The organism is Paracoccus spongiarum (genome assembly GCF_030732095.1).
Classification (GTDB): domain Bacteria; phylum Pseudomonadota; class Alphaproteobacteria; order Rhodobacterales; family Rhodobacteraceae; genus Paracoccus; species Paracoccus spongiarum.
Window position 1 is genome coordinate 308,826 of record NZ_JAVAMQ010000001.1, and the last position, 22,520, is coordinate 331,345.

The window sequence follows — 22,520 nt, forward strand, 5'->3', positions numbered from 1 at the left end:
GGCTCAGTCGGCCATCAGCCGGCTGATGATGACCGTCACCTCGGGCTTCTTGCCGATTTCCTCCATCGACACCTGACGCGCGATCTTGCGGATCGCCTCGTCCATCTTGGCATCGTCGCGGACCGTGCGGTTGTCCGCCGATTCAAGGAACTCGGACAACTCGCCCTCGATGTGGCGGGCCAGGTCCTCGCCGCTGCGGGTCCGCCCCGGCAGGCCCATCAGCTCGACCCAGGCATCGGGCAGCACGTTGTCGTCCTCGTCCACGATCACGCTGACCAGCGCGTGGCCGTTCAGGGCCATCCGGATGCGGTCGCGCACGATCCCGTCCATCGAGCCGATCAGCACCGAGCCGTCCAGATAGAGGCGGCCGGTCTCGACCTGATCGACGATCCGCGGCCGTTCGCCGCCGAGGTCGATCATGGTGCCGTTGGTGACGATCTCGGCACCCAGTCCCTTGGCCCGGGCAATCTGGACATGTTCGCGCAGATGCATGTGCTCGCCATGCATGGGAATCACGATCTCGGGCTTCAGCAGGTCGTGCAGCGCCTCGATGTCGGGGCGGTTGGCGTGGCCCGAGACATGGAACAGCCCGTCATCGGCGTCATAGACATCCACGCCCAGCTCGCTGAAGGCGTTCATGATCCGGCCGACCGGGCGTTCGTTGCCGGGGATCGTCTTGGAACTGAACAGGAAGCTGTCGCCCTCTTTCAGCGACAGGCCCAGATAGCGGCCGCGCGACAGCTGCGCGCTGGCGGCGCGGCGTTCGCCCTGGCTGCCGGTGACCAGCAGCATCACCTTGCCGCGCGGCATCGCGGCGGCCTCGTCGGGACTGATCGTGTCGGGAAAATCGGTCAGCACCCCGGTCTCCAGTCCGACGCTGACCATCCGCCGCATCGCGCGGCCCAACAGGCAGACCTTGCGTCCCGAGGCGATCGCCGCCTCGGACAGGGTCTTGAGCCGGGCGATGTTGCTGGCGAAGGTGGTGGCGATGACCATGTTCTTCTGGGCCATTACCCATTCCAGGATCGGATTGGCCAGAAGCGCCTCGGACCGGCCGGGATGGGTCGAGAAGACGTTGGTCGAATCGCAGGTCAGCACCTTGATGCCGCGGCCCTCGCTGGCGATCTCGTGCCACATGATCGGGTCGAAGGGATCGCCGACCACCGGCGTTCCGTCCAGCTTGAAATCGCCGGTATGCACGATCCGCCCCGCCGGCGTGTCGATGATCAGCGCGGCGCTTTCGGGGATCGAGTGGCTGACCGGGACAAACTGCACGGTGAAGGGGCCAAGCTGGGTCACCTCGGGGCGCGGGCCGGTGATGTTGACGGCCTCGCCGGGCAGCCCGGCCTCTTCCAGCTTCAGCCGGCACAGCGCGCCGGTGAACTGGCGGGCATAGATCGGCACGTCCAGCCGCGACCACAGATGGCCCAGCGCGCCCAGGTGATCCTCATGGCCGTGGGTGATGAAGATGCCCTCCAGCCGGCTGCGGTTCTCGACCAGCCAGGCGATGTCCGGCATGATCAGGTCGATGCCGGGGCTGCCGTCCATGTCGCCGAAGGTGACCCCCAGATCGACGAGGATCAGCCTTTCCTTGCCCGGCGCGCCATAGCCATAGACATAGGCGTTCATGCCGATTTCGCCCGCGCCGCCCAGCGGCAGATAGATCAGACGCTCAGCCATCGCCCATCTCCTTGTTGTAATCGTGAATCAATCGCAATCCGTGAACCGTCAGATCGTCCTCGATCGCGTCAAAGAGGTCAAACCCCTGATCGAACAGCGGCGCAAGCCCCCCGGTCGCGATCACCCGCATCGGTCGGTGCCGTTCGGCGCGGATCTTGCCGACGATGCCCTCGACCAGCCCGACATAGCCCCAGAACACCCCCGACTGGATGCAGGCCACGGTGTTGGTGCCGATCACCTGCGCGGGCATGGTCACGTCGACATGCGGCAGCGAGGCCGCGCCCATGTGCAGCGCCTCCAGCGACAGGTTCACGCCGGGAGAGATCACCCCGCCGATATAGGCGCCGTCGCTGTCGACCACGTCGAAGGTGGTCGCGGTGCCGAAATCGACCACGATCAGGTCCGGGCCGTGGCGATCGAAGGCGCCCACGGTGTTCACCAGCCGGTCCGGGCCCACGGTCGTGCCCGGATCGACGCGCGGCGCGACCGGCAGCAGGCAGTCGGGCTTGCCCACCACCAGCGGGCGGGTGTCGAAATAGCGGCTGCACAGGACGCGCAGGTTGAACACCACCCGCGGCGCGGTGGCGCTGATGATGCAGGCGTCGATCTGCAGGTCGAATTTCTGCACGGCGATCAGCGTGCTGAGCCAGACGAAATATTCGTCGGCAGTGCGGCGGTGATCGGTCGAGATGCGCCATTGCGCCAGGAACCTGTCGCCATCCCAGATCGCGAAGACGGTGTTGGTGTTGCCGGTGTCGATGCACAGAAGCATGGGCGTCAGTGGCCCCCGAAATAGATGTCGGCGGCGGGTATCGCCTGGCGTCCCTGCGCTGTGGTCAGCAGCAGCGCGCCGGTCTCGTCGATGCCGTCGAAGCGCCCTGTCAGGGTCGTGTTGCCGGTGCGGGCGGTGATTGTCTCGGCCAGCCGCGCGGCGCGCGACAGCCAGGCCGCGCGGATCGGACCGAAGCCGAAATCGCGCATCTGCCGCAGCCACTGGTCAAAGGACAGGGCCAGCGCGTCCAGCATTTCGTCGGCGGTGACGGTCACGCCGGTTTCGCCCTTCAGGCTGACGGGCCGGGTCGCGCGGGCCTCGATGCCGTCGCCGTCGGGGGCGGCCGCCAGGTTGATGCCGATGCCGATGGCCAGCGCGCTGACCGTCGCGCCCGATCCCGCGCTTTCCAGCAGGATCCCCGACAGCTTGCCGCCGTTCAGCAGCACGTCGTTGGGCCATTTCAGCGACAGGTTCAGGCTGGGCCCGCACAGCCGCAGGAGGGCCTCATGGACGGCCAGCGCCGCGACGAAGGACAGCCGCGCCGCATCGGCCGGGTCGCCTTGGGGGCGCATCAGCAGGGTGGCCGCGAAATTGCCGGGCGGATCACACCAGGCGCGGCCCCTGCGGCCACGCCCGGATTGCTGATGCCGCGCCATGATCCAGGCCGGGCCGGCCAGATGCGCGGCCAGCCTCAGGGCCTCGGCATTGGTGCTGTCGACGCGGTCCAGGACGTGGCGCGCCACCCCCTCGGGCCACAAGACCGCCGAGGAGTCACTCACGCGGCGTCTCGGGCGGCGTCGCGGGCGCCGGAAGGGTGACGGCCTCGGGTGCCTCGCCGGACACCTGCGGACCGGCGCCATCCATGCCCGCCTCGGCCGCCGTCGGCTCGGGGCCGACCAGCGACTGCGCGGCGGTGGCGGCGGCGTCGTCCACCCCCAGCATCGTCACCGCGCCCAGAAGCAGGATCGCCGCCGGCACGACCAGCGCCAGGAACTGCACCAGCCCCATGCGGCTTTGCACCCCCTCGGTCTCGGCGCCGAAGAACATGTAGTAGACGATCCGCAGGTAGTAGAAGGCGCCGATCACCGAGGCGATCACGCCCAGCACCGCCAGCCACGCCATGCCCGACTGCACCGCCGCCGACAGCACGCCGAACTTGGCAAAGAAGCCCAGGAAGGGCGGCACGCCCGCAAGGCTGAACATCAGGAACAGCACCGCAAAGCCCTTCAGCGGCTCGGCCTGGGCAAAGCGGTTCAGGCTGTCCAGGTCGGTGACCGGCCGGCCGTCGCGTTCCAGCGACAGGATGAAGGCGAAGGTGCCGACATTCATCACCGCATAGATCGCCATGTAGGTCAGCATCGCCTGCACGCCATAGGCGGTGCCCGCAGCCAGCCCGACCAGGGCAAAGCCCATATGCGCGATCGAGGAATAGGCCATCAGCCGCTTGATGTTGCGCTGGCCGATCCCGGCGATCGAGCCCAGAAACATCGACAGCACCGCCAGCGCCGCGATGATCTGGCCCCAGTCGCCCGGCACATTGCCGAAGGCGTCGAACATCAGCCGCGCCAGCAGCGCCATGGCCGCGACCTTGGGCGCGGTGGCGAAGAAGGCCGTCACCGGGGTCGGCGCGCCCTCGTAGACATCCGGGGTCCACATGTGGAAGGGCACGGCCGAGACCTTGAAGGCCAGCCCGACCAGCAGGAACACCAGCCCGAACAGCAGCCCCAGCGACATCTGCCCCGCCGAGATGGTCGAGAAGATGCCCTCGAAGCTGGTCGTGCCGGCAAAGCCGTAGACCAGCGAGGCGCCATAGAGCAGCATCCCCGAGCTGAGCGCGCCCAGCACGAAATACTTCAGCCCCGCCTCCGAGGATTTCACGCTTTCGCGGCGCATCGCGGCGACCACATACAGCGACAGCGACTGCAGTTCGAGACCCATGTACAGCGCCAGCAGGTCGCCCGCCGACACCATCATCATCATCCCCAGCGCGGCCAGCGCAATCAGGATCGGGTATTCGAAGCGCATGAGCCCGTGCCGGCCCATGTAGTCCGCGCTCATCGCCAGCACGGCGGCAGCCGAGATCAGCAGCGTCACCTTGGCAAAGCGGGCGAAGGCGTCGTCATGGAACATGCCGAAGAAGCCGATCTGCGCGGGTCGGTCTGCAAAGCCCACATACAGCCCCGCCAGCAGCAGCGCGGCGACGGTGGCCCACAGGATCTGCCGGGCGATGGCATCCTTGCCGAACCAGGCCCCCGCCAGCAGCGCGGCCATGGCGAAGATGGCCAGCAGCAGCTCGGGCAGGATGGTCGAAAGATCGAGCGCGGTCATCTTGCGTTCCTCAATGGCTGGCGTCCGCCGCTTCCGCCGAGGCGGTCACGGCAAGCCCGTCGCGCGCCTCGTGCGGCAGGGCATCGTGATAGTTGACCAGCAGCGCCTCGACCGAGGGGCCGGTGATGTCGGTGACCAGCCGTGGATAGACCCCCAGCAGCAGCGTCATCGCGATCAGCGGCGCAAAGATCCACTTCTCGCGTGGCGTCATGTCGGCGATGGTCTTGAGGCTTTCCTTGATCAGCGCGCCCATGGTCACCCGGCGATACAGCCACAGCGCATAGGCGGCCGACAGGATGACCCCGGTCGCGGCGACAAAGGCCACCCAGGTGTTGGCCTTGAAGGTCCCCATCAGAGTCAGAAACTCTCCGACGAAGCCCGATGTGCCGGGCAGGCCGACATTGGCCATGGTGAAGAACATGAAGACCAGCGCATAGACAGGCATGCGGTTCACGAGGCCGCCATAGGCGTCGATCTCGCGCGTGTGCATCCGGTCGTAGATGACGCCCACGCAGAGGAACAGCGCGCCCGAGATGAAGCCGTGCGACAGCATCTGGAAGATCGCCCCGTCCAGCCCCTGCTGGTTGGCGGCAAAGACGCCCATCGTCACATAGCCCATATGGGCGACCGAGGAATAGGCGATCAGCTTCTTCATGTCCGACTGCGCCAGGGCCACCAGCGAGGTGTAGACGATGGCGATGGCCGACATCCAGAAGACCAGCCCCTGAAGCATGTCCGAGGCGACCGGGAACATCGGCAGCGAAAAGCGCAGGAAGCCATAGCCGCCCATCTTCAGCAGCACCGCAGCCAGCACGACCGAGCCCGCCGTCGGCGCCTGGACGTGGGCATCGGGCAGCCAGGTATGAACCGGCCACATCGGCATCTTCACCGCGAAGCTGGCGAAGAAGGCGATGAACAGCAGCGTCTGCATCCCCCCCACGACCGAGAAGCCCAGGACGCGCAGGGTCTCGGACGGGAAGTCGAATTGCAGCATCGCGGCGATGTCGGTGGTGCCCGCCGTGCGCGCCATGGCGATCATCGCGACCAGCATCAGCACCGAGCCGAGGAAGGTGTAGAGGAAGAACTTGAAGGCCGCATAGATGCGGTTCGCGCCGCCCCAGATCCCGATGATCAGGAACATCGGGATCAGCCCGGCCTCGAAGAACAGGTAGAACAGGATCAGGTCCAGCGCCGTGAACACGCCGATCATCAGCCCTTCCAGCACCAGGAAGGCGATCATGTATTCCTTGACGCGGGCGGTCACGTCCCAGGTGGAAAGGATCGTCAGCGGCATCAGGAAGGTGGTCAGCAGCACGAACAGGATCGAGATCCCGTCCACGCCCATCTTGTAGCGCAGGCCCATGATCCAGGCGTGATCCTCGACGAACTGGAAGCCGGTATCAGCGGGGTTGAAGCCCGCCAGCAGGAACAGCGAGATCAGGAAGGTCGCGGTGGTCGCGATCAGCGCCAGCCATTTGGCGTTCTTCTGCGATGCGGCGTCGTCGCCGCGCAGGAACAGCGCCAGGATCGCCGCCGCGACGATCGGCAGGAAGGTGATGATCGAAAGAAGGTTCGTCATGTCAGTACGCGCCCCGCATCATCACCCAGATCAGCAAGCCCACGATGCCCAGGACCATCGCAAAGGCATAATGGAACAGATATCCCGACTGCACGCGGCCGGCAAAACGGGTCAGGCGCGGGATGATTCCCATGGCCAGCCCGTTGATCGCGCCGTCGATAACGGCTCCGTCCCCCCCCGTCCACAGCTTGCGGCCCAACCATTTGGCCGGACGCACGAAGACCGCCTCGTAGATCTCGTCGAAATACCATTTGTTCAGCAGGAAGCGGTACAGAGCGGGCTGGCTTTCGGCCAGCTTGCGCGGCGCGTCCGGGCTGCGGATGTAGAAGATCCAGGCCAGCGCCAGCCCGCCCAGCATCGCGAAGAAGGGCGCGACCTTCACCCATGTCGGGGCCGCATGCGCCTCGTCGAGGGTCTTGTTGTCGGGATGCATGTAGATCGCGCCACCGACCGGGGCGGCGACATCGGTCGCCACGCCGTGTTCGCCCGCGGCGGCGTCCCCGGTGTCGGCGGCTGCGCCGTCATCCTCGGCGGTGCTGTCCGCAACCGCAGTCCCGGCCGCGGCGGGCTCTGCCGCGGGTTCCGCGGCCGGCTCTGCGGTTGCGTGGCCGCCGGCCTCGCCGTCCGCGGCTGCGGCCTCGCCATGCCCGCCCTCCTCGGCCGCGGCCTGCGCCCCGCCGTGGCCCATGTGGAAGAACTGCGCCACGCGGTCATGGCTGCCGAAGAACGGTCCGTACCAGACCATCCCGGCAAACACCGCGCCGACCGCCAGAACCCCCAGCGGCACGGTCATCACCGGCGGGCTTTCATGCGCCTGCTCATGCGCGTGATGATCGCCGCGCGGCTTGCCCCAGAAGGTCAGGAACATCAGCCGCCAGCTGTAGAAGCTGGTCATGGCGGCGGCCACGACCAGCAGCCAGAAGGCATAGGAATTGCCCGCCCAGGCACTTTCGATCACCGCGTCCTTCGACAGGAAGCCCGCGAAGCCGATATGGGTCAGCGGGATGCCGACGCCGGTGATCGCCAGCGTGCCGATCAACATCGCCCAGAAGGTCAGCGGGATCTTGTCCTTCAGCCCGCCGTAATTGCGCATGTCCTGTTCGTGATGCATCGCATGGATCACCGAGCCGGCGCCCAGAAACAGCATCGCCTTGAAGAAGGCGTGGGTCAGCAGGTGGAACATCGCGACCGAATAGACGCCGACGCCCGCCGCCACGAACATGTAGCCCAGCTGCGAACAGGTCGAATAGGCGATGACGCGCTTGATGTCGTTCTGGACGAGGCCGACCGTCGCCGCGAAGAAGGCGGTGGTCGCGCCGACGACGGTGACGAAGGTCTTGGCGTCGGGCGCGAATTCGAACAGCGGCGACATCCGGCAGACCAGGAACACGCCCGCGGTGACCATCGTGGCCGCGTGGATCAGCGCCGAGACCGGGGTCGGACCCTCCATCGCGTCGGGCAGCCAGGTGTGCAGGAACAGCTGCGCCGACTTGCCCATCGCGCCGATGAACAGCAGCACCGCCAGCACCTCGGCCGCGTTCCAGCCGCGCCACAGGAACTGCATCTGCGTCTGCGCCAGCGCAGGCACCTCGCCGAAGATGGTGTCGAACTGGATCCCTCCGGTCATCCAGAACAGCCCGAAGATGCCCAGAAGGAAGCCGAAATCGCCGACCCGGTTCACGATGAACGCCTTCATCGCCGCGGCATTGGCCGAGGGCTTGCGATAGTAGAAGCCGATCAGAAGATACGAGGCGACGCCCACGCCCTCCCAGCCGAAGAACATCTGCAGCAGGTTGTCGGCCGTCACCAGCATCAGCATCGCGAAGGTGAAGAACGACAGATAGGCGAAGAAGCGCGCCTTGTAGTGTTCGTGATGGGTCCAGTTCTCGTCATGGGCCATGTAGCCGATGGAATACAGGTGAACCAGCGCCGAGACCGTGGTGACGACGATCAGCATGATCGCGGTCAGCCGGTCCAGCCGGATCGCCCATTCGCTGACGAAGTCGCCCGACACGACCCAGTCCAGCACCGGGATGTGCCGCACCTCGCCGTCGAAGCCGAGGAAGATGATCCAGCTGAAGAAACAGGCCGCGAACAGCACGCCCGTGGTCAGGTACTGGGCCCCTTTCTCGCCGATCACCCGCCAGCCGAAGCCGGCGATGATCGCGGCCAGCAGCGGGGCGAACAGGATGAATTGCGCCATGTTCCCTTACCCCTTCATCACGTTGACGTCTTCGACCGCGATGGTGCCGCGGTTGCGGAAGAACACCACCAGGATCGCCAGGCCGATGGCGGCCTCGGCGGCGGCGACGGTCAGGATGAACATGGTGAAGACCTGCCCGGCCAGATCGCCCAGATGCGCCGAGAAGGCGACGAAGTTGATGTTGACGGCCAGCAGCATCAGTTCGATCGACATCAGGATGACGATGACGTTCTTGCGGTTCACGAAGATGCCGAACACGCCGGCGACGAACAATATCGCCCCCACGACCAGGTAATGTGTCAATCCGATCATCGTTTCTGTCCCTTCGGGTCTTTCACCCGTTGCAATTCCGCGCGGCGCCGGCCCGAGGCCGGCGGGCCGGCTGTTCTAGAGGCCCTGCCCCGGCTTGACGTCGCGCAGCTCCATCGCCTTGGCCGGGTCGCGATACATCTGCGTCAGCACGTCCTGGCGCTTGACATCCTTGCGGTGGCGCATCGTCAGGGTGATCGCCCCGATCATCGCGACCAGCAGGATCAGCCCGGCCAGCTGGAAGGGCAGCAGATAGCGGTCATACAGCACCGCGCCGATGGCGTTGGTATTCGCGATCTCGGCGCCGACCGGCACGGCGCGAAGGCCCGGCGCCTGCTCGGCGCTTTCCCAGGCGCCAAAGCCGATTGCCAGCTGCGCCAGCAGCACCAGCGCAATCAGCCCGCCCAGCGGCAGATAGCGCGCGAATTCGCCCTTCAGCTCGGCGAAGTCGACATCCAGCATCATCACCACGAACAGGAACAGGACCGCCACGGCGCCGACATAGACGATGACCAGCAGCATCGCGACGAACTCCGCCCCCTGCAGCACGAAGAGGCCCGCCGCCGACAGGAAGGCCAGGATCAGCCACAGCACCGAATGCACCGGGTTGCGGGCCAGCACGACCATGAAGCCCGCGATGCAGACCGAGGCCGCGAACAGGTAGAATGCAAAGGTGATCATTCGGTCCCCTTCCCTTCGGTTTCGGTGAATACGCCCTGCGCGATCTCCAGCGCCTTCTGCATCGCCGGAAGCCCGCCGAACATGCCCATCTGGTAGATCACCTCGGCCACCTCGCGCGGGGTGGCGCCCGCCTCGATGGCGTGGCGGATGGTCAGCCGCAGCTGCGGCTCGGCATGGGCGCCCTGCACGGTCATCGCGGCGATGGTCACCAGCAGCCGGGTCCGCGCGTCCAGCCCGTCGCGGTTGAAGGTCTTGCCGAACCACATTTCCAGCATGTCCGACGGCATGGTCGGGAACAGCCTCTCGAAGGCCTTGGTATCGACATGCTCCAGCGCCGGGTTGAAGGCACGCGCCATCTCCTGCCCGGATTGCAGCATCTGCTGGAACAGCTTCTGGAAGGCGTCGGTCATCTGTAGGGCGCGTCGATGGCGAGGTTGCGGGCGATCTCGGCCTCCCAGCGGGCGCCGTTGTCCAGCAGCTTCTGCTTGTCGTAGAACAGCTCCTCGCGCGTCTCGGTGGCGAATTCGAAGTTCGGCCCCTCGACGATGGCATCGACCGGGCAGGCCTCCTGGCAGAAGCCGCAATAGATGCATTTGGTCATGTCGATGTCATAGCGGGTGGTGCGGCGCGAGCCGTCCTCGCGCGGCTCGGCGTCGATGGTGATCGCCTGCGCCGGGCAGATCGCCTCGCACAGCTTGCACGCGATGCAGCGTTCCTCGCCATTGGGATAGCGCCGCAGCGCGTGTTCGCCCCGGAACCGCGGCGACAGCGGCCCCTTTTCATGGGGATAGTTCAGCGTCGCCTTGGGCGCGAAGAAGTATTTCATGCCCAGCCCGAAGCCCTTGATGAAATCCATCATCAGGAAATACTTGGTGGCCCGCGCGATATCGAACGCCATATCCTACACTCCCGCCCAGCGGGCCCAGAACCCGCCAAGCACACCGAATTTCGCAAGGAACGCCACGATCACCACCCAGCCAAGCGACAGCGGCAGGAACACCTTCCAGCCGACACGCATCAGCTGGTCATAGCGATAGCGCGGCACGATCGCCTTCACCATGGCGAACATGAAGAACCAGAACACCATCTTCACGAACATCCACAGCGCCCCGTCGGGGATGCCCGGGATCGGCGACAGCCAGCCGCCGAAGAACAGCAGGCTGATCAGCGCACACATCAGCCACATGGCGATGTATTCGCCGGCCATGAACAGCAGGTAGGGGGTGGACGAGTATTCCACCATGAAGCCCGCGACCAGTTCCGATTCCGCCTCGGGCAGGTCGAAGGGCGGGCGGTTCGTCTCGGCCAGGGCGCTGACGAAGAACAGCACCAGCATCGGCAGATGCGGAAGCCAGAACCAGGACAGCAGGCCCATGCCGCGCTGCGCCTCGACGATGGCGGTCAGGTTCATCGACCCGGCCGAGATGATGATGCCGATGATGATGAGGCCCAGGCTGACCTCGTAGGAAATCATCTGCGCGGCCGAGCGCAGCGATCCGAGGAAGGGATATTTCGAGTTCGAGGCCCAGCCGCCCATGATGACGCCATAGACCTCCAGCGAGGAGACGGCGAAGATGAACAGGATGCCCACATTGATGTCGGCCATCACCCAGCCCGGCGCGAAGGGGATCGCCACGAAGGCCAGCAGCGCCAGCGTCATCGACAGGAACGGCGCCAGGAAGAACACGAACTTGTCCGCGCCCGCCGGGACGACGATTTCCTTGACGACGTATTTCAGCGCGTCGGCAAAGGTCTGCAGCAACCCCCAGGGACCGACCACGTTCGGGCCGCGGCGCATCTGCACGGCCGCCCAGACCTTGCGGTCGCCATAGACAAGATAGATCAGCGACAGCATCACGAAGGCGATCAGCGCCAGCCCCTGCGCCAGCAGGATGATGGCGATGCCCCAGGAAGATGCCCAAAAACCGTCCATGACGCCCGTCCCTCTTGCCTAAGCCGCGGGAATGCCGCGTGCCTTGCATTCGCGCAAGGTCTCATTCGTTTCCATGACCCGCAGCCCGAGCGGCTTGTCATCCGAGATCGTGAAGGCCGCCCCGATCAGCAGCTTGCCGTTGCGTTCCTGCTGCAAGGTGCGGATATGACGGCCATATCTTGCGCCTTCCGACTTCGCCCAACCGGCCAGTGCGCAGGTGGCATACGAAAAGGCGATATCGGCGTCCACCCCTTCGCGCAGATTTGCCGTCACCTCGACCAGATCGCCGCGCCCGCCCTTGTTCAGCGTCACGACCCGCGCGCCGATGAAGTCCTCGGCCGCCAGTTCGGTGCCCTTCTTCCATTCGGGCAGGGCGGGCTGGGTCCGCTTGGCGAATTCTTCCAGCGCCTTTTCCTGCGCGGTGGGGCGGCGCGGCAGGTTGGGGGCCACGACGCCCGACAGGTCGATGTCGAGATTGGCGTTCAGCGCCAGGAGGTCGGCCTCGCTGACCGCGAAGGCATCCTGCCCGGCCGGGCTGTCGAGATCCATCGTGGTGACGCTGCCATCGGCTTCGAGGATCAGGATCTCGCCCGACTTGGTCGAGATCCGCGCCCGCGTCAGCGGCGCCTTGCCCGCGCCGCGATCAGCGGTGACCACGCGCGCATTCAGCTGGTCGGGCTTGGGGCGCGGGCGGCCGTCATCGGCGCCGCCGCCGAAACAGCCGGCCAGCAGCAGCGTCGCCGCAGAGGCGGCGCAGAGGCCGGGGCGAAGGGAAAGGGGAAGGGACCGACGCATCCGCGCTACTCCGCCGCCATGGCGGTCGCGCCGCGCGCCGCCGCCATGCGCGACAGCTCCGCCATCAGCGGCGAACTGCGTGCGATCGCGTTGGTCAGGTAGAAGTCGCGAACCGGGTAGACAAAGCTGGCCCGCCCCATCCCGGCCATCTCCAGCGGCTGCGCCTCGTTCTGCGCCACCTCGTCGATGCGCGCCAGATGCGGCACCGCCTCGACCATCGCGCGGCGCAGCTGCGCCAGGCTGTCCCAGGGCAGCGTGTGGCCCAGTTCGGCCGACAGCGCGCGCAGGATGGCCCAGTTTTCCTTGGCCTCGCCGGGCGCGAAATTGGCGCGCATGGCCAGTTGCGGGCGGCCCTCGGTGTTCACGAACAGCCCGTGTTCCTCGGTATAGGCGGCGCCGGGCAGGATGATGTCGGCGCGATGCGCGCCGCGGTCGCCATGGCTGCCCTGATAGATGACGGTCGGGCCGGCGGCGATCTCGACCTCGTCGGCGCCGAGGTTGAAGACGACCTCGGCCCCCTCCATCGCGGCGGGCAGGCCACCCTCCGTCACCGCGCCCACATCCATCGCGCCGACCCTGCTGGCGGCGGTGTGCAGGATCATCAGCTTGCAGCCCGCCTTCTCGGCAACCGCCGCGGCCGTGGCCAGCACCGCCGCGCCATCGGCCTCGCGCAGGGCACCCTGCCCGACGATGACGATGCCGGGGGTGTCGCCCGCGATGTCCTGATCCAGCAGTCCCGAAAGCGCGGTGCGGTCGGTGCCGTGCTGGTGGTAATCATAGGTCAGATCGACCGCCTCGCCGATCAGCGCGACCTGCGCGCCGCGTGCCCAGGCGCGGCGGATGCGGGCGTTCAGCACCGGCGCCTCGTCGCGCGGATTGGTGCCGATCAGCAGGATGCGCCGCGCGCTGTCGATATCGGCGATCGTCGCGGTGCCGACATAGGCGCCGCGGTTGCCGGCCGGCAGCCGCGCCCCGTCGGTCCGGCACTCGACCGTGCCGCCAAGCCCCTCGACCAGTGTCTTGAGGCTGAAGGCCGCCTCGGTCGAGGCCAGGTCGCCGACCAGTCCGGCGACCTTGCGGCCCTGCATGGCCCGGGCCGCGGCGGTCAGCGCCTCGGGCCAGCTGGCCGGGCGCAGCTTGCCGTTCTCGCGGATATAGGGCCGGTCGAGCCGCTGGCGGCGCAGCCCGTCCCAGACGAACCGCGTCTTGTCGCTGATCCATTCCTCGTTCACGCCGTCATGGTTGCGCGGCAGGATGCGCATCACCTCGCGGCCCTTGGTGTCCACGCGGATCGCGCTGCCGAGGGCGTCCATCACGTCGATCGTCTCGGTCTTGGTCAGTTCCCACGGGCGGGCGGTGAAGGCATAGGGCTTGGACACCAGCGCGCCGACCGGGCACAGATCGATGATGTTGCCCTGCAGGTTCGAGGCCAGCGTCTGGTTCAGATAGCTGGTGATCTCGCTGTCCTCGCCGCGGCCGGTCTGGCCCATCTGGGTGATGCCCGCGACCTCGGTCGTGAAGCGCACGCAGCGTGTGCATGAAATGCAGCGGGTCATGTGGGTCTCGACCAGCGGGCCGAGGTTCAGCTCTTCCGAGGCGCGCTTGGGCTCGCGATAGCGGCTGAAATCGACGCCGTAGGCCATCGCCTGATCCTGCAGGTCGCATTCGCCGCCCTGGTCGCAGATCGGGCAGTCCAACGGGTGGTTGATCAGCAGGAACTCCATCACGCCCTCGCGGGCCTTCTTGACCATCGGGCTGTTGGTGCGGATCTCGGAGGGCGCGCCTTCCGGCCCGAGCCGCAGGTCCTTGACCTGCATGGCGCAGCTTGCGGCGGGCTTGGGCGGGCCCCCCACGACCTCGACGAGGCACATCCGGCAGTTGCCGGCGATCGACAGCCTTTCGTGATAGCAAAAGCGCGGGATCTCGACCCCGGCCTGTTCGCAGGCCTGGATCAGGGTCAGGTTGGGGTCCACCGCGACTTCGATCCCGTCGATCTTGATTGTCCGCAAATCGGCCATCACTGCATTTCCTTACCTGGCACTCAGAAGCGATCCGGTGACCGTGTTCCGTGCGATTTCGTCCCGCCCGAGGCGGCAGAAGCTTTCGGCGTCGCCCGCCGCGACACCCTTGCGGGCCATGTAGTCCTCGGCCACGGCATAGATGCGGTCCTTGTCGGCGCGGCTGTCCAGAAAGGCCTCGATCTCGGCCTCGGAATAGCCCTTGCCGCGGGCATAGGCCTTCAATTCGCGCGCCTTCATGAAGGCATAGACGACGCGCCCCTCGATCGAGGGACATTCCCGCCGGATCCGGTCGGCGACGCGGGCGGCCACCAGGCGGTCGTTGATGTATTTCTCCTGGCTCAGCGGTTCCAGCGCCAGGGCCGGGGTCGCGGCAAGGGTAATGGTGGCGGCAAGGGCCGCGACCATGCGGCGGCGTGCAATTGGGGTCATCGGGCGTCTCTCCGTTCTGCGATGCCGCCCGGCATAGCAGGACGCGCACTGCCTGACCCCACACGACCCCGTGCGCCGGGCGTGAGCATATGCCGCCGCCGCGATCATTCCGCCGCCAGCGCGCCGGTGCGCCCGGTGCGCTTCGCCTTGATCCGGTCCTCGATCTCGTCGCGGAAATTGCGGATCAGGCCCTGGATCGGCCATGCGGCGGCGTCGCCAAGCGCGCAGATCGTGTGACCCTCGACCTGCTTGGTCACGTCCAGCAGCATGTCGATCTCCTCGACCTCGGCCTGGCCGGTCACCAGCCGCTCCATCACCCGCATCATCCAGCCGGTGCCCTCGCGGCAGGGCGTGCATTGCCCGCAGCTTTCATGCTTGAAGAATTTCGACAGCCGCCACACCGCCTTGATGACGTCGGTGTCCTTGTCCATCACGATCATGCAGGCGGTGCCGAAGCTGGATTTCAGCTCGCGCATGCCGTCATAATCCATGATCGCGTTTTCGCACTGTTCCGCCGTCAGGATCGGGCAGGACGCGCCGCCGGGGATCACCGCCTTGAGGTTCTTCCAGCCGCCGCGGATGCCGCCGCCATGCTTCTCGATCAGTTCCTTCATGCTGATCGACATGGCCTCCTCGACCACGCAGGGGCTGTTCACATGGCCGGTCAGGCCGAACAGCTTGACGCCGGCATTGTTGGGGCGTCCGAAGCCCGCGAACCATTCCGCGCCGCGGCGCAGGATGGTCGGCACCACGGCGATCGATTCGACGTTGTTCACCGTGGTCGGGCAGCCATAGAGCCCCGCGCCCGCAGGGAAGGGCGGCTTCATCCGCGGCATGCCCTTCTTGCCTTCCAGGCTTTCCAGCAGCGCGGTTTCCTCGCCGCAGATATAGGCCCCGGCGCCGTGATGCAGGTAGAGGTCGAAATCCCAGCCCGATCCCGCCGCGTTCGCGCCCAGCAGCCCGTCGTCATAGCAGGCGTCGATCGCCGCCTGCAGGGCCTCGCGCTCGCGGATGTATTCGCCGCGCAGGTAGATGTAGCACGCATGGGCGTTCATCGCGAAGCTGGCGATCAGCGCGCCTTCGATCAGCGTGTGCGGATCATGGCGCATGATCTCGCGGTCCTTGCAGGTCGCCGGTTCGGATTCGTCGGCGTTGATGACCAGGTAGGACGGGCGGCCGTCGGATTCCTTGGGCATGAACGACCATTTCAGCCCGGTCGGAAAGCCCGCCCCGCCCCGGCCGCGCAGCCCCGAGGCCTTCATCTCGTCGATGATCCTGTCGCGGCCGCGCGCGATGATGGCAGCGGTGCCGTCCCAGTGCCCGCGTGCCTTCGCCCCGGCCAGACTGCGATCGCCCATGCCGTAGAGGTTCGTGAAAATCCGATCCTGGTCTTTCAGCATCTAGCCATCATTCCTCTTCATCGCGGCGCTACGCGCCATTCCTGCGCCGCCAGATACGCCAGGTCACCAGCAGCGACCAGACAAAAGCACCAATCGCGGCCAGGTCGGCCAGATAGGCCCATTTCGCCGCCCAGCCATGCCGGGCACCCAGCCATTGCACGCCGATCCAGGCCAGCATCGCGACCGCGATCACCACGGCGGCAAGCCGCATCTGCGCGGCGTCGCGATCGGCGGGGCGCGCCATCAATAGACCTCTCCGTCCTCGACGCGACCCGAGAACTCGGTTTCGCCGCCCGCCGCAAGGATGCGCGCCTGGCCCACCCAGTCATCGCTGCGGATCCGCCCGCCCATCCGCCCGATCGCCTCGGCCATGCGGTCGATCTCGGCATCGTCCCAGCCGGCGATCTGCGCAAAGCGGCTGATGCCGTGCTGATGCAGAACCTCCTCGAGCTTGGGGCCGACGCCCTTGATCTTCTTCAGGTCGTCGGCCGCGTCAGGCGCGGTGCCGGCCTGCCGGCCGGCGCCGCCGCCATAGATGTCGTTGCGGGTCGATCTGGGACGCGCCGCCGTCTCGCCACCCGCCACCGCATCGCCCGACGGCGCAACGGCCGCATCACCGGCGCCGACCGGATCATCGGCCGCAGGCAGCGCGGCGACCGGCAGGGCCGATGCGGACGCGGCCTGCAACGGCATCGTCGGCGAAGGAGGGGCGGGTTCGGCCGGCTGCCAGTGCGAGCCGTCCTGCGCCGCCTCGCCGCGGCACAGCAGCCAGATCAGGAACGCGCCCAGCAGGGCCGTCGCGACGGCCGCCAGCACCAGCCCCTCGAACCAGCGCATCGGGCCGATCCCGGCCGTCAGCAGCCAGACCAGAACGCCCAGCACGGCGGCGGCCATCCAACAGGTTCTGGTGCTTGTCGCGGTGGGCATGTCGCGGGGTCCCTGTTTCGGTCTGTGGTGGCGTGGCGGTCCTAGCTTGCGTCGTCCCTGGTGGCGGCGTCGGCTTCGTCCCTGCGCGCGCCATCCGGTTCGCGCGCCGAAGGCGGGCGACCGGCCGAGGCTGCCTGCGCCTCCTGCTCGGTCACGCCGGTATCGTCGGCGGGCGCGTCGGCAGCCGGGCGCGGCTCGATCTCGGGCGCGGTGTCGACGCCGCTCTGGTCGTCGCTTGCGGCCTGCGGCTGTTCGCGGCGCAGCCATTTGGTCAGGATCGGCACCTCGGTCCCGTCGATGCGCCGCACCGTCTCGCCCAGATCGCGCGCCAGGCGGGCGCTGGCGTTCAACCCATCGCCCTGCCCCTTCAGCCCGGTCAGGCTGGTCAGCCCGCCGGCGGGTTCGGACGAAAAGCGGCCATTCTGCGGCCCCGGCAGCGGCACCTGGCCGGCCGAGAGGGCGTCGATCAGGGCTTCAAGCTTTTCGGGCGTCAGGTCCTCGTAATAATCCTTGCCGATCTGCGCCATCGGCGCGTTCGAGCAGGCGCCGAGGCATTCGACCTCTTCCCAGCTGAACTTGCCGTCGGTCGACACCGTATGCGGCGACGGTGCGATCTTGCGCTTGCAGACCTCGATCAGCGCCTCGGCCCCGCAGATCATGCAGGAGGTGGTGCCGCAGATCTGGATGTTCGCCACCGAACCAACGGGTTGCAGCTGGAACATGAAGTAGAATGTGGCCACTTCCAGCGCCCGGATATAGGGCATCCCCAGCAGGTTCGCACAGGCTTCGATCGCCGGACGCGACAGCCAGCCCTCCTGTTCCTGCGCGCGCCACAACACCGGGATGATCGCCGATTGCTGGCGGCCTTCCGGGTATTTGGTCATTTGCGCCCGCGCCCAGTCCAGATTGGCGGGCGTAAACTCGAAGCTGTCGGGCTGGACGGGGGAAAGGCGGCGCAGCATCAGGGGCATCCCTTGGTATTCGTGAGGCGAACTGCCACCTCGGGGCGGATGAAATCGACGTTGGTTATCGAGGCCGGACCATCACCAATCGTGAAAGACGCCCCGGGTTCAAGGACATCGCTTGCGGCGAAACCAAGGACGACCAGACGGGCGTCAGCAGGACGCCTGATCTTGTGATCGCGGACAAGTTGCGCATGAAGGTCGGTCAGATCGCCCACCGTCGCGGCGCAATCATTTGCGTAAAGGTAGTCGAGAAACGCTCTGTCGAAATCCGGGACGTCCGCCGCATGTGCAGGCGCCGGAGAAAACGGCAGCACGATCGCTGCTGCAATCGCCGCCAGCATGGTCCGAGCGTCGGGCATCACCGGTCCACCTCGCCGAACACGATGTCCATGGTGCCGATGATGGCGGACACGTCGGCCAGCATGTGGCCCTTGGCCATCCAGTCGATGGATTGCAGGTGCAGGAAGCCCGGCGCGCGGATCTTGCTGCGATAGGGCTTGTTGGTGCCGTCGCTGACCAGATAGACGCCGAATTCGCCCTTGGGCGCCTCGACCGCGGCATAGACCTCGCCCGCCGGGACGTGGAAGCCCTCGGTATACAGCTTGAAGTGGTGGATCAGGCTTTCCATGTCGCGCTTCATCTCGGCGCGCCTCGGCGGGGCCAGCTTGCCGCGGGCCAGCACGTCACCCTGCCCGCCCGGCTCGCACAGCTTGGCGATGGCCTGGCGCATGATGATCACCGACTGGCGCATCTCCTCCATGCGGCACAGATAGCGGTCATAGCAGTCGCCATTCTTGCCGACCGGGATCTGGAAGTCGAATTCGTCATAGCATTCATAGGGCTGCGCGCGGCGCAGGTCCCAGGCCATGCCCGACCCGCGGACCATCACGCCCGAATAGCCCCATTCCAGCGCATCCTGTTCGCGCACGATGCCGATATCGACATTGCGCTGCTTGAAGATGCGGTTTTCGGTCAGCAGCCCGTCCAGGTCGTCGACGACCTTCAGGAACGGGTCGCACCATGCCTCGATGTCGTCCAGCAGGTCGGGCGGCAGGTCCTGATGGACGCCACCGGGACGGAAATAGGCGCTGTGCAGGCGCGCGCCGCAGGCGCGTTCGTAGAACACCATCAGCTTTTCGCGTTCCTCGAAGCCCCATAGCGGGGGCGTCAGCGCGCCCACATCCATGGCTTGCGTGGTCACGTTCAGCAGGTGGTTCAGGATGCGCCCGATCTCGGAATACAGCACCCGGATCAGGCTGGCGCGGCGCGGAACCACCGTGCCGGTCAGCTTCTCGATGGCCAGACACCAGGCATGTTCCTGGTTCATCGGCGCGACATAGTCCAGCCGGTCGAAATAGGGCAGGTTCTGCAGATAGGTGCGGCTTTCCATCAGCTTCTCGGTGCCGCGATGCAGCAACCCGATATGCGGGTCGGCGCGTTCGACGATCTCGCCGTCCAGTTCAAGCACCATCCGCAAGACGCCATGCGCGGCGGGATGTTGCGGGCCGAAGTTGATGTTGAAGTTGCGGATGCGCTGTTCGCCGGTCAGCATGTCGGCGCTGCCGTCGTCATAGCTGTTGGTGCGGATGTCGCCGTCCATCACTTTGCCCCCTGCTTCTCGTCGCCGGGCAGGACGTATTTCGCGCCCTCCCATGGCGAGAGGAAATCGAACTGGCGATATTCCTGGGTCAGGTTCACCGGCTCGTAGACCACGCGCTTTTCGGATTCGTCATAGCGAACCTCGACATAGCCGGTGGTCGGGAAATCCTTGCGCAGCGGATGGCCGCGGAAGCCGTAATCGGTCAGCAGCCGCCGCAGGTCGGGATGGCCCGAGAACAGGATGCCGAACATGTCGAAGATCTCGCGCTCGAACCAGTTGGCGGCGGGATGGATCTTGACCAGCGAAGGCACCAGCTCGTCCTCGCGCAGGCTTACCTTCACGCGGATGCGGTGGTTCTGGTACATCGACAGGAAATGCCACACCATGTCGAACCGCTGCGGGCGCTGCGGATAGTCGATCGCGGTGATGTCAACCAGCGTCGAGAAGCGGCAGGAACTGTCGGTGCGCAGGAACTCGATCAGGTCCAGCACGCCGCTGAGCGTCGAGGTGACGGTCAGGTCGCCAAAGGCCACCTCGGCGTCCAGCACCTCGGCGCTGCGGCGCAGCTTGATATGCTCGGCCAGTTGCTCAAGCGCGTCGAGATCGGGATAGAGGGCCATGGATCACCTCACCAGCGTGCCGGTGCGCCGGATCCGGCGCTGAAGTTGCAGGATGCCATACAGCAGCGCCTCGGCCGTGGGCGGGCAGCCGGGGACATAGATGTCCACCGGGACGATGCGGTCGCAGCCGCGCACCACCGAATAGCTGTAATGGTAATAGCCGCCGCCATTGGCGCAACTGCCCATGCTGATGACATAGCGCGGCTCGGGCATCTGGTCATAGACCTTGCGCAGCGCCGGCGCCATCTTGTTGGTCAGGGTGCCCGCGACGATCATCAGGTCCGACTGGCGCGGCGAGGCGCGCGGCGCGGTGCCAAAGCGTTCCAGGTCATAGCGCGGCATCGAGCTTTGCATCATCTCGACCGCGCAGCAGGCCAGCCCGAAGGTCATCCAGTGCAGGCTGCCGTTGCGGGCCCAGTTGATGATGTCCTCGGTCGTGGTCAGCAGGAAGCCCTTGTCCTGCAATTCCGCGTTCAGCGCCTTGGTCGCGAATTCGCGGTCGGCCCCCGCGGTATTGGCCCCGGTCATCACGCCCATTCCAGCGCCCCTTTCTTCCACTCATAGGCAAAGCCCACGGTCAGCACGCCCAGAAACACCATCATCGACCAGAAAGCCGCGTCCGACAGCCCGGCAAAGCTGGTTGCCCAGGGGAACAGGAATGCCACTTCCAGGTCGAAGATGATGAACAGGATCGACACGAGGTAGAAGCGCACGTCGAACTTCATCCGCGCATCGTCGAAGGCGTTGAAGCCGCATTCATAGGCGCTGACCTTTTCGGGGTCGGGATTGCGCACCGCGATCACCACGGCCGCCAGTATCAGCACCAGCGCCAGCCCCGAAGCCATCGCCGCGAAGACGAGGATGGGCAGATATTCCTGCAACAGAGTTTCCACGGGCGATTTCCCTTGCGGGTCGCGGGAAACCTGGCTGCCCGCGACGGGTTGGCTAAGGGCCGGTTTAGCGTTCACAGCCAGCGGGGTCAACGGGCGGCGGCCCGCCGCAAACCCACGAAAGCGCGGCTTTTCCGCCACCCGCCGCCGCCGTGCGAAAGCCTAGCCCGCCACGGCTGCGACGCTGCGTCGCGCCGTCGCGGCAATCGCAAGCCCGGCCAGCAGGACCGCCCCGCCCATCGCCACGCAGCGCAGCAGGTTCCAGGCCTGCCAGCGGGGCGAGTAGTCGCCCCAGAGCCGCCTGGCCTCGGCCGGTTCCAGGGGCAGGTCGACCTGCCCCAGTGCCTCGTTCATCGGCACGTTGACCAGCAGGGTGGGCAGCACGGCTCCGAACAGGCACAGCGCCCCCGCCGCCGCGAAGAGCATGGCCGCCCGGCCGTGCCCCGACCGGGCCATCAGCAGCCCGCCAGCAGCAGCGCCGGACCGCTGCCGAAGAAGGCGGGCGCAAAGACGGCGTTGCGGACCGAGGTATTCATCGCCTGCATCGCGGCGATCGCGACGTCGGGCGACGCGCGGTCCAGCCCCCACATGGTCGAGCAGACCCAGGCATAGAAGAATCCGAACAGCGCCGCCGCCAGCAGCAGCGACAGCAACGCGACGATCCTCTGCAGCACCGGCATGCGCCCTCCATTTCCGTAATTGTCGTTACGCTTGCGCAAGGCCGTAATGATTGTTACGGATCCGGTCAAGCCCCCTCCGTCCAGCGGGAAGTCGATGACGCCGCGCACCGAACGCCAGCAGCAGATCGAGGACGCCGCCTATCGCGTTCTGGAACGCAGGGGATTCGCCGGCGCGACCATGCTGGCCATCGCCCGCGAGGCGCGGGCCTCGCACGAGACGCTGTATCGCTGGTATGGCGACAAGACCGGGCTGTTCCGCGCGCTGGTAGTCCGCAATGCCGAGGCGGTGCGGCAGATGCTGACGACGCAGATCGCCCGGGGCCACGACCCGATGCAGACGCTGGCCCGGCTGGGACCGGACCTGGTCGACCTTCTGACCCATCCGCGCGCGATCGCGCTGAACCGGGCGGCGGCGGCCGATCCGGGGGGCGATCTGGCCGCCGCCATCGCCGCCGCCGGGCGTGGCACGATCGGGCCGCTGATCGCCGAGGTGCTGGTGGCCGCGCGCGACCGGGGCGCGCTGCGCTTTGACGATCCGCAGGCCGCGCTGGGGCTGTATCTGGACCTGCTGGTGGGCGATCTGCAGCATCGCCGGGTCATCGGTCTGGACCCGCCCCCCGACGCCGATCAGCGACAGGCGCGGGCGGCGCAGGCGCTGGACCGGCTGCGCCGCCTGCTGGACGGGCGCGACGCCGCGTGAGGCGGCCC

At 66.8% G+C, this 22,520-nt stretch carries 26 protein-coding genes; 1 reads left to right on the plus strand and 25 read right to left on the minus strand.

All coding sequences use genetic code 11. The features are described from left to right. Positions 1–3: 3 nt before the first annotated feature. The 25 genes from Q5Y72_RS01570 to Q5Y72_RS01690 form a co-directional block, all read right to left on the minus strand. The gene (locus Q5Y72_RS01570; RefSeq protein ID WP_305961655.1) at positions 4–1,680 is read right to left on the minus strand and encodes a ribonuclease J; all 1,677 of its coding nucleotides are present in this window, start codon (positions 1,678–1,680) and stop codon (positions 4–6) included. Then, on the minus strand, positions 1,673–2,452 hold the full coding sequence (locus Q5Y72_RS01575; protein ID WP_305961656.1) for a type III pantothenate kinase: 780 nt from the start codon (positions 2,450–2,452) through the stop codon (positions 1,673–1,675). Before Q5Y72_RS01575 ends, Q5Y72_RS01570 begins: the two co-directional genes overlap by 8 nt. Before the next feature lie 5 nt (positions 2,453–2,457). Further along, a complete protein-coding gene (locus tag Q5Y72_RS01580) occupies positions 2,458–3,231 on the minus strand; it encodes a biotin--[acetyl-CoA-carboxylase] ligase (protein WP_305961657.1) in 774 nt (257 codons plus the stop codon). Then, complete coding sequence (nuoN, locus tag Q5Y72_RS01585; RefSeq protein ID WP_305961658.1) at positions 3,224–4,780, minus strand: NADH-quinone oxidoreductase subunit NuoN; 1,557 nt, start codon at positions 4,778–4,780, stop codon at positions 3,224–3,226. The genes Q5Y72_RS01580 and nuoN overlap by 8 nt, the downstream gene beginning before the upstream one ends. 10 nt (positions 4,781–4,790) lie before the next feature. Then, positions 4,791–6,359: an NADH-quinone oxidoreductase subunit M gene (locus tag Q5Y72_RS01590; protein ID WP_305961659.1), complete on the minus strand. Its 1,569-nt coding sequence runs from the start codon at positions 6,357–6,359 to the stop codon at positions 4,791–4,793. 1 nt (position 6,360) lies between these two features. Further along, positions 6,361–8,562, minus strand: a complete 2,202-nt coding sequence (gene nuoL / locus Q5Y72_RS01595) for an NADH-quinone oxidoreductase subunit L (protein WP_305961660.1) — start codon at positions 8,560–8,562, stop codon at positions 6,361–6,363. Between the two features lie 6 nt (positions 8,563–8,568). Further along, positions 8,569–8,874: an NADH-quinone oxidoreductase subunit NuoK gene (nuoK, locus tag Q5Y72_RS01600; protein ID WP_305961661.1), complete on the minus strand. Its 306-nt coding sequence runs from the start codon at positions 8,872–8,874 to the stop codon at positions 8,569–8,571. A gap of 75 nt (positions 8,875–8,949) precedes the next feature. Continuing rightward, positions 8,950–9,552, minus strand: coding sequence for an NADH-quinone oxidoreductase subunit J (locus tag Q5Y72_RS01605; RefSeq protein ID WP_305961662.1), 603 nt, complete (start codon positions 9,550–9,552; stop codon positions 8,950–8,952). Beyond that, a complete protein-coding gene (locus Q5Y72_RS01610; protein WP_305961663.1) occupies positions 9,549–9,962 on the minus strand; it encodes a carboxymuconolactone decarboxylase family protein in 414 nt (137 codons plus the stop codon). Before Q5Y72_RS01610 ends, Q5Y72_RS01605 begins: the two co-directional genes overlap by 4 nt. Then, positions 9,959–10,450 (minus strand): NADH-quinone oxidoreductase subunit NuoI, encoded by a 492-nt coding sequence (nuoI, locus tag Q5Y72_RS01615; RefSeq protein WP_305961664.1) that lies wholly within the window; start codon positions 10,448–10,450, stop codon positions 9,959–9,961. The genes Q5Y72_RS01610 and nuoI overlap by 4 nt, the downstream gene beginning before the upstream one ends. 3 nt (positions 10,451–10,453) lie before the next feature. After that, positions 10,454–11,485 carry an NADH-quinone oxidoreductase subunit NuoH gene (nuoH, locus tag Q5Y72_RS01620; protein WP_305961665.1) on the minus strand — a complete coding sequence of 344 codons (1,032 nt, stop codon included), beginning with the start codon at positions 11,483–11,485 and terminating at the stop codon, positions 10,454–10,456. Between the two features lie 18 nt (positions 11,486–11,503). Continuing rightward, positions 11,504–12,280, minus strand: coding sequence for a YNQ4 family lipoprotein (locus Q5Y72_RS01625; protein ID WP_305961666.1), 777 nt, complete (start codon positions 12,278–12,280; stop codon positions 11,504–11,506). Between the two features lie 5 nt (positions 12,281–12,285). Next, positions 12,286–14,298: an NADH-quinone oxidoreductase subunit NuoG gene (gene nuoG, locus Q5Y72_RS01630; protein ID WP_305961667.1), complete on the minus strand. Its 2,013-nt coding sequence runs from the start codon at positions 14,296–14,298 to the stop codon at positions 12,286–12,288. 12 nt (positions 14,299–14,310) lie between these two features. Continuing rightward, positions 14,311–14,730 (minus strand): DUF5333 domain-containing protein, encoded by a 420-nt coding sequence (locus Q5Y72_RS01635; RefSeq protein ID WP_305961668.1) that lies wholly within the window; start codon positions 14,728–14,730, stop codon positions 14,311–14,313. A gap of 104 nt (positions 14,731–14,834) precedes the next feature. Then, complete coding sequence (gene nuoF, locus Q5Y72_RS01640) at positions 14,835–16,130, minus strand: NADH-quinone oxidoreductase subunit NuoF (RefSeq protein ID WP_305961669.1); 1,296 nt, start codon at positions 16,128–16,130, stop codon at positions 14,835–14,837. Positions 16,131–16,158: 28 nt separating this feature from the next. Further along, complete coding sequence (locus tag Q5Y72_RS01645; RefSeq protein WP_305961670.1) at positions 16,159–16,374, minus strand: DUF5337 domain-containing protein; 216 nt, start codon at positions 16,372–16,374, stop codon at positions 16,159–16,161. After that, a complete protein-coding gene (locus Q5Y72_RS01650) occupies positions 16,374–17,024 on the minus strand; it encodes a helix-hairpin-helix domain-containing protein (protein ID WP_305961671.1) in 651 nt (216 codons plus the stop codon). Before Q5Y72_RS01650 ends, Q5Y72_RS01645 begins: the two co-directional genes overlap by 1 nt. 74 nt (positions 17,025–17,098) lie before the next feature. Continuing rightward, entirely contained in the window at positions 17,099–18,019 is a 921-nt protein-coding gene (nuoE, locus tag Q5Y72_RS01655; protein WP_305961672.1) for an NADH-quinone oxidoreductase subunit NuoE, read from the minus strand. Then, positions 18,019–18,381 carry a hypothetical protein gene (locus tag Q5Y72_RS01660; RefSeq protein WP_305961673.1) on the minus strand — a complete coding sequence of 121 codons (363 nt, stop codon included), beginning with the start codon at positions 18,379–18,381 and terminating at the stop codon, positions 18,019–18,021. Before Q5Y72_RS01660 ends, nuoE begins: the two co-directional genes overlap by 1 nt. Beyond that, positions 18,381–19,622 (minus strand): NADH-quinone oxidoreductase subunit D, encoded by a 1,242-nt coding sequence (locus Q5Y72_RS01665; protein ID WP_305961674.1) that lies wholly within the window; start codon positions 19,620–19,622, stop codon positions 18,381–18,383. The genes Q5Y72_RS01660 and Q5Y72_RS01665 overlap by 1 nt, the downstream gene beginning before the upstream one ends. Continuing rightward, complete coding sequence (locus Q5Y72_RS01670; RefSeq protein ID WP_305961675.1) at positions 19,622–20,242, minus strand: NADH-quinone oxidoreductase subunit C; 621 nt, start codon at positions 20,240–20,242, stop codon at positions 19,622–19,624. The genes Q5Y72_RS01665 and Q5Y72_RS01670 overlap by 1 nt, the downstream gene beginning before the upstream one ends. A 3-nt stretch (positions 20,243–20,245) precedes the next feature. Further along, the gene (locus Q5Y72_RS01675) at positions 20,246–20,779 is read right to left on the minus strand and encodes a NuoB/complex I 20 kDa subunit family protein (RefSeq protein WP_305961676.1); all 534 of its coding nucleotides are present in this window, start codon (positions 20,777–20,779) and stop codon (positions 20,246–20,248) included. After that, positions 20,770–21,135 carry an NADH-quinone oxidoreductase subunit A gene (locus Q5Y72_RS01680; protein ID WP_305961677.1) on the minus strand — a complete coding sequence of 122 codons (366 nt, stop codon included), beginning with the start codon at positions 21,133–21,135 and terminating at the stop codon, positions 20,770–20,772. Before Q5Y72_RS01680 ends, Q5Y72_RS01675 begins: the two co-directional genes overlap by 10 nt. 159 nt (positions 21,136–21,294) lie before the next feature. Continuing rightward, complete coding sequence (locus Q5Y72_RS01685; RefSeq protein ID WP_305961678.1) at positions 21,295–21,558, minus strand: anthrone oxygenase family protein; 264 nt, start codon at positions 21,556–21,558, stop codon at positions 21,295–21,297. A gap of 29 nt (positions 21,559–21,587) precedes the next feature. Next, complete coding sequence (locus tag Q5Y72_RS01690) at positions 21,588–21,812, minus strand: anthrone oxygenase family protein (RefSeq protein ID WP_305961679.1); 225 nt, start codon at positions 21,810–21,812, stop codon at positions 21,588–21,590. Between the two features lie 94 nt (positions 21,813–21,906). Here Q5Y72_RS01690 and Q5Y72_RS01695 point away from each other — a divergent pair, with 94 nt between their 5' ends. Then, the gene (locus tag Q5Y72_RS01695; RefSeq protein ID WP_305961680.1) at positions 21,907–22,512 is read left to right on the plus strand and encodes a TetR/AcrR family transcriptional regulator; all 606 of its coding nucleotides are present in this window, start codon (positions 21,907–21,909) and stop codon (positions 22,510–22,512) included. Positions 22,513–22,520 lie beyond the last annotated feature (8 nt).

Coding starts and splice junctions, on each gene's coding strand:
- Q5Y72_RS01570 (WP_305961655.1), bottom strand. CDS start 1,680: ATGGCTGAGCGTCTGATCTATCTGCCGCTGGGCGGCGCGGGCGAAATC.
- Q5Y72_RS01575 (WP_305961656.1), bottom strand. CDS start 2,452: ATGCTTCTGTGCATCGACACCGGCAACACCAACACCGTCTTCGCGATC.
- nuoN (WP_305961658.1), bottom strand. CDS start 4,780: ATGACCGCGCTCGATCTTTCGACCATCCTGCCCGAGCTGCTGCTGGCC.
- Q5Y72_RS01590 (WP_305961659.1), bottom strand. CDS start 6,359: ATGACGAACCTTCTTTCGATCATCACCTTCCTGCCGATCGTCGCGGCG.
- nuoL (WP_305961660.1), bottom strand. CDS start 8,562: ATGGCGCAATTCATCCTGTTCGCCCCGCTGCTGGCCGCGATCATCGCC.
- nuoK (WP_305961661.1), bottom strand. CDS start 8,874: ATGATCGGATTGACACATTACCTGGTCGTGGGGGCGATATTGTTCGTC.
- Q5Y72_RS01605 (WP_305961662.1), bottom strand. CDS start 9,552: ATGATCACCTTTGCATTCTACCTGTTCGCGGCCTCGGTCTGCATCGCG.
- Q5Y72_RS01610 (WP_305961663.1), bottom strand. CDS start 9,962: ATGACCGACGCCTTCCAGAAGCTGTTCCAGCAGATGCTGCAATCCGGG.
- nuoI (WP_305961664.1), bottom strand. CDS start 10,450: ATGGCGTTCGATATCGCGCGGGCCACCAAGTATTTCCTGATGATGGAT.
- nuoH (WP_305961665.1), bottom strand. CDS start 11,485: ATGGACGGTTTTTGGGCATCTTCCTGGGGCATCGCCATCATCCTGCTG.
- Q5Y72_RS01625 (WP_305961666.1), bottom strand. CDS start 12,280: ATGCGTCGGTCCCTTCCCCTTTCCCTTCGCCCCGGCCTCTGCGCCGCC.
- nuoG (WP_305961667.1), bottom strand. CDS start 14,298: ATGGCCGATTTGCGGACAATCAAGATCGACGGGATCGAAGTCGCGGTG.
- Q5Y72_RS01635 (WP_305961668.1), bottom strand. CDS start 14,730: ATGACCCCAATTGCACGCCGCCGCATGGTCGCGGCCCTTGCCGCCACC.
- nuoF (WP_305961669.1), bottom strand. CDS start 16,130: ATGCTGAAAGACCAGGATCGGATTTTCACGAACCTCTACGGCATGGGC.
- Q5Y72_RS01645 (WP_305961670.1), bottom strand. CDS start 16,374: ATGGCGCGCCCCGCCGATCGCGACGCCGCGCAGATGCGGCTTGCCGCC.
- Q5Y72_RS01650 (WP_305961671.1), bottom strand. CDS start 17,024: ATGGCCGCCGCCGTGCTGGGCGTTCTGGTCTGGCTGCTGACGGCCGGG.
- nuoE (WP_305961672.1), bottom strand. CDS start 18,019: ATGCTGCGCCGCCTTTCCCCCGTCCAGCCCGACAGCTTCGAGTTTACG.
- Q5Y72_RS01660 (WP_305961673.1), bottom strand. CDS start 18,381: ATGCCCGACGCTCGGACCATGCTGGCGGCGATTGCAGCAGCGATCGTG.
- Q5Y72_RS01665 (WP_305961674.1), bottom strand. CDS start 19,622: ATGGACGGCGACATCCGCACCAACAGCTATGACGACGGCAGCGCCGAC.
- Q5Y72_RS01670 (WP_305961675.1), bottom strand. CDS start 20,242: ATGGCCCTCTATCCCGATCTCGACGCGCTTGAGCAACTGGCCGAGCAT.
- Q5Y72_RS01675 (WP_305961676.1), bottom strand. CDS start 20,779: ATGGGCGTGATGACCGGGGCCAATACCGCGGGGGCCGACCGCGAATTC.
- Q5Y72_RS01685 (WP_305961678.1), bottom strand. CDS start 21,558: ATGCTCTTCGCGGCGGCGGGGGCGCTGTGCCTGTTCGGAGCCGTGCTG.
- Q5Y72_RS01690 (WP_305961679.1), bottom strand. CDS start 21,812: ATGCCGGTGCTGCAGAGGATCGTCGCGTTGCTGTCGCTGCTGCTGGCG.
- Q5Y72_RS01695 (WP_305961680.1), top strand. CDS start 21,907: ATGACGCCGCGCACCGAACGCCAGCAGCAGATCGAGGACGCCGCCTAT.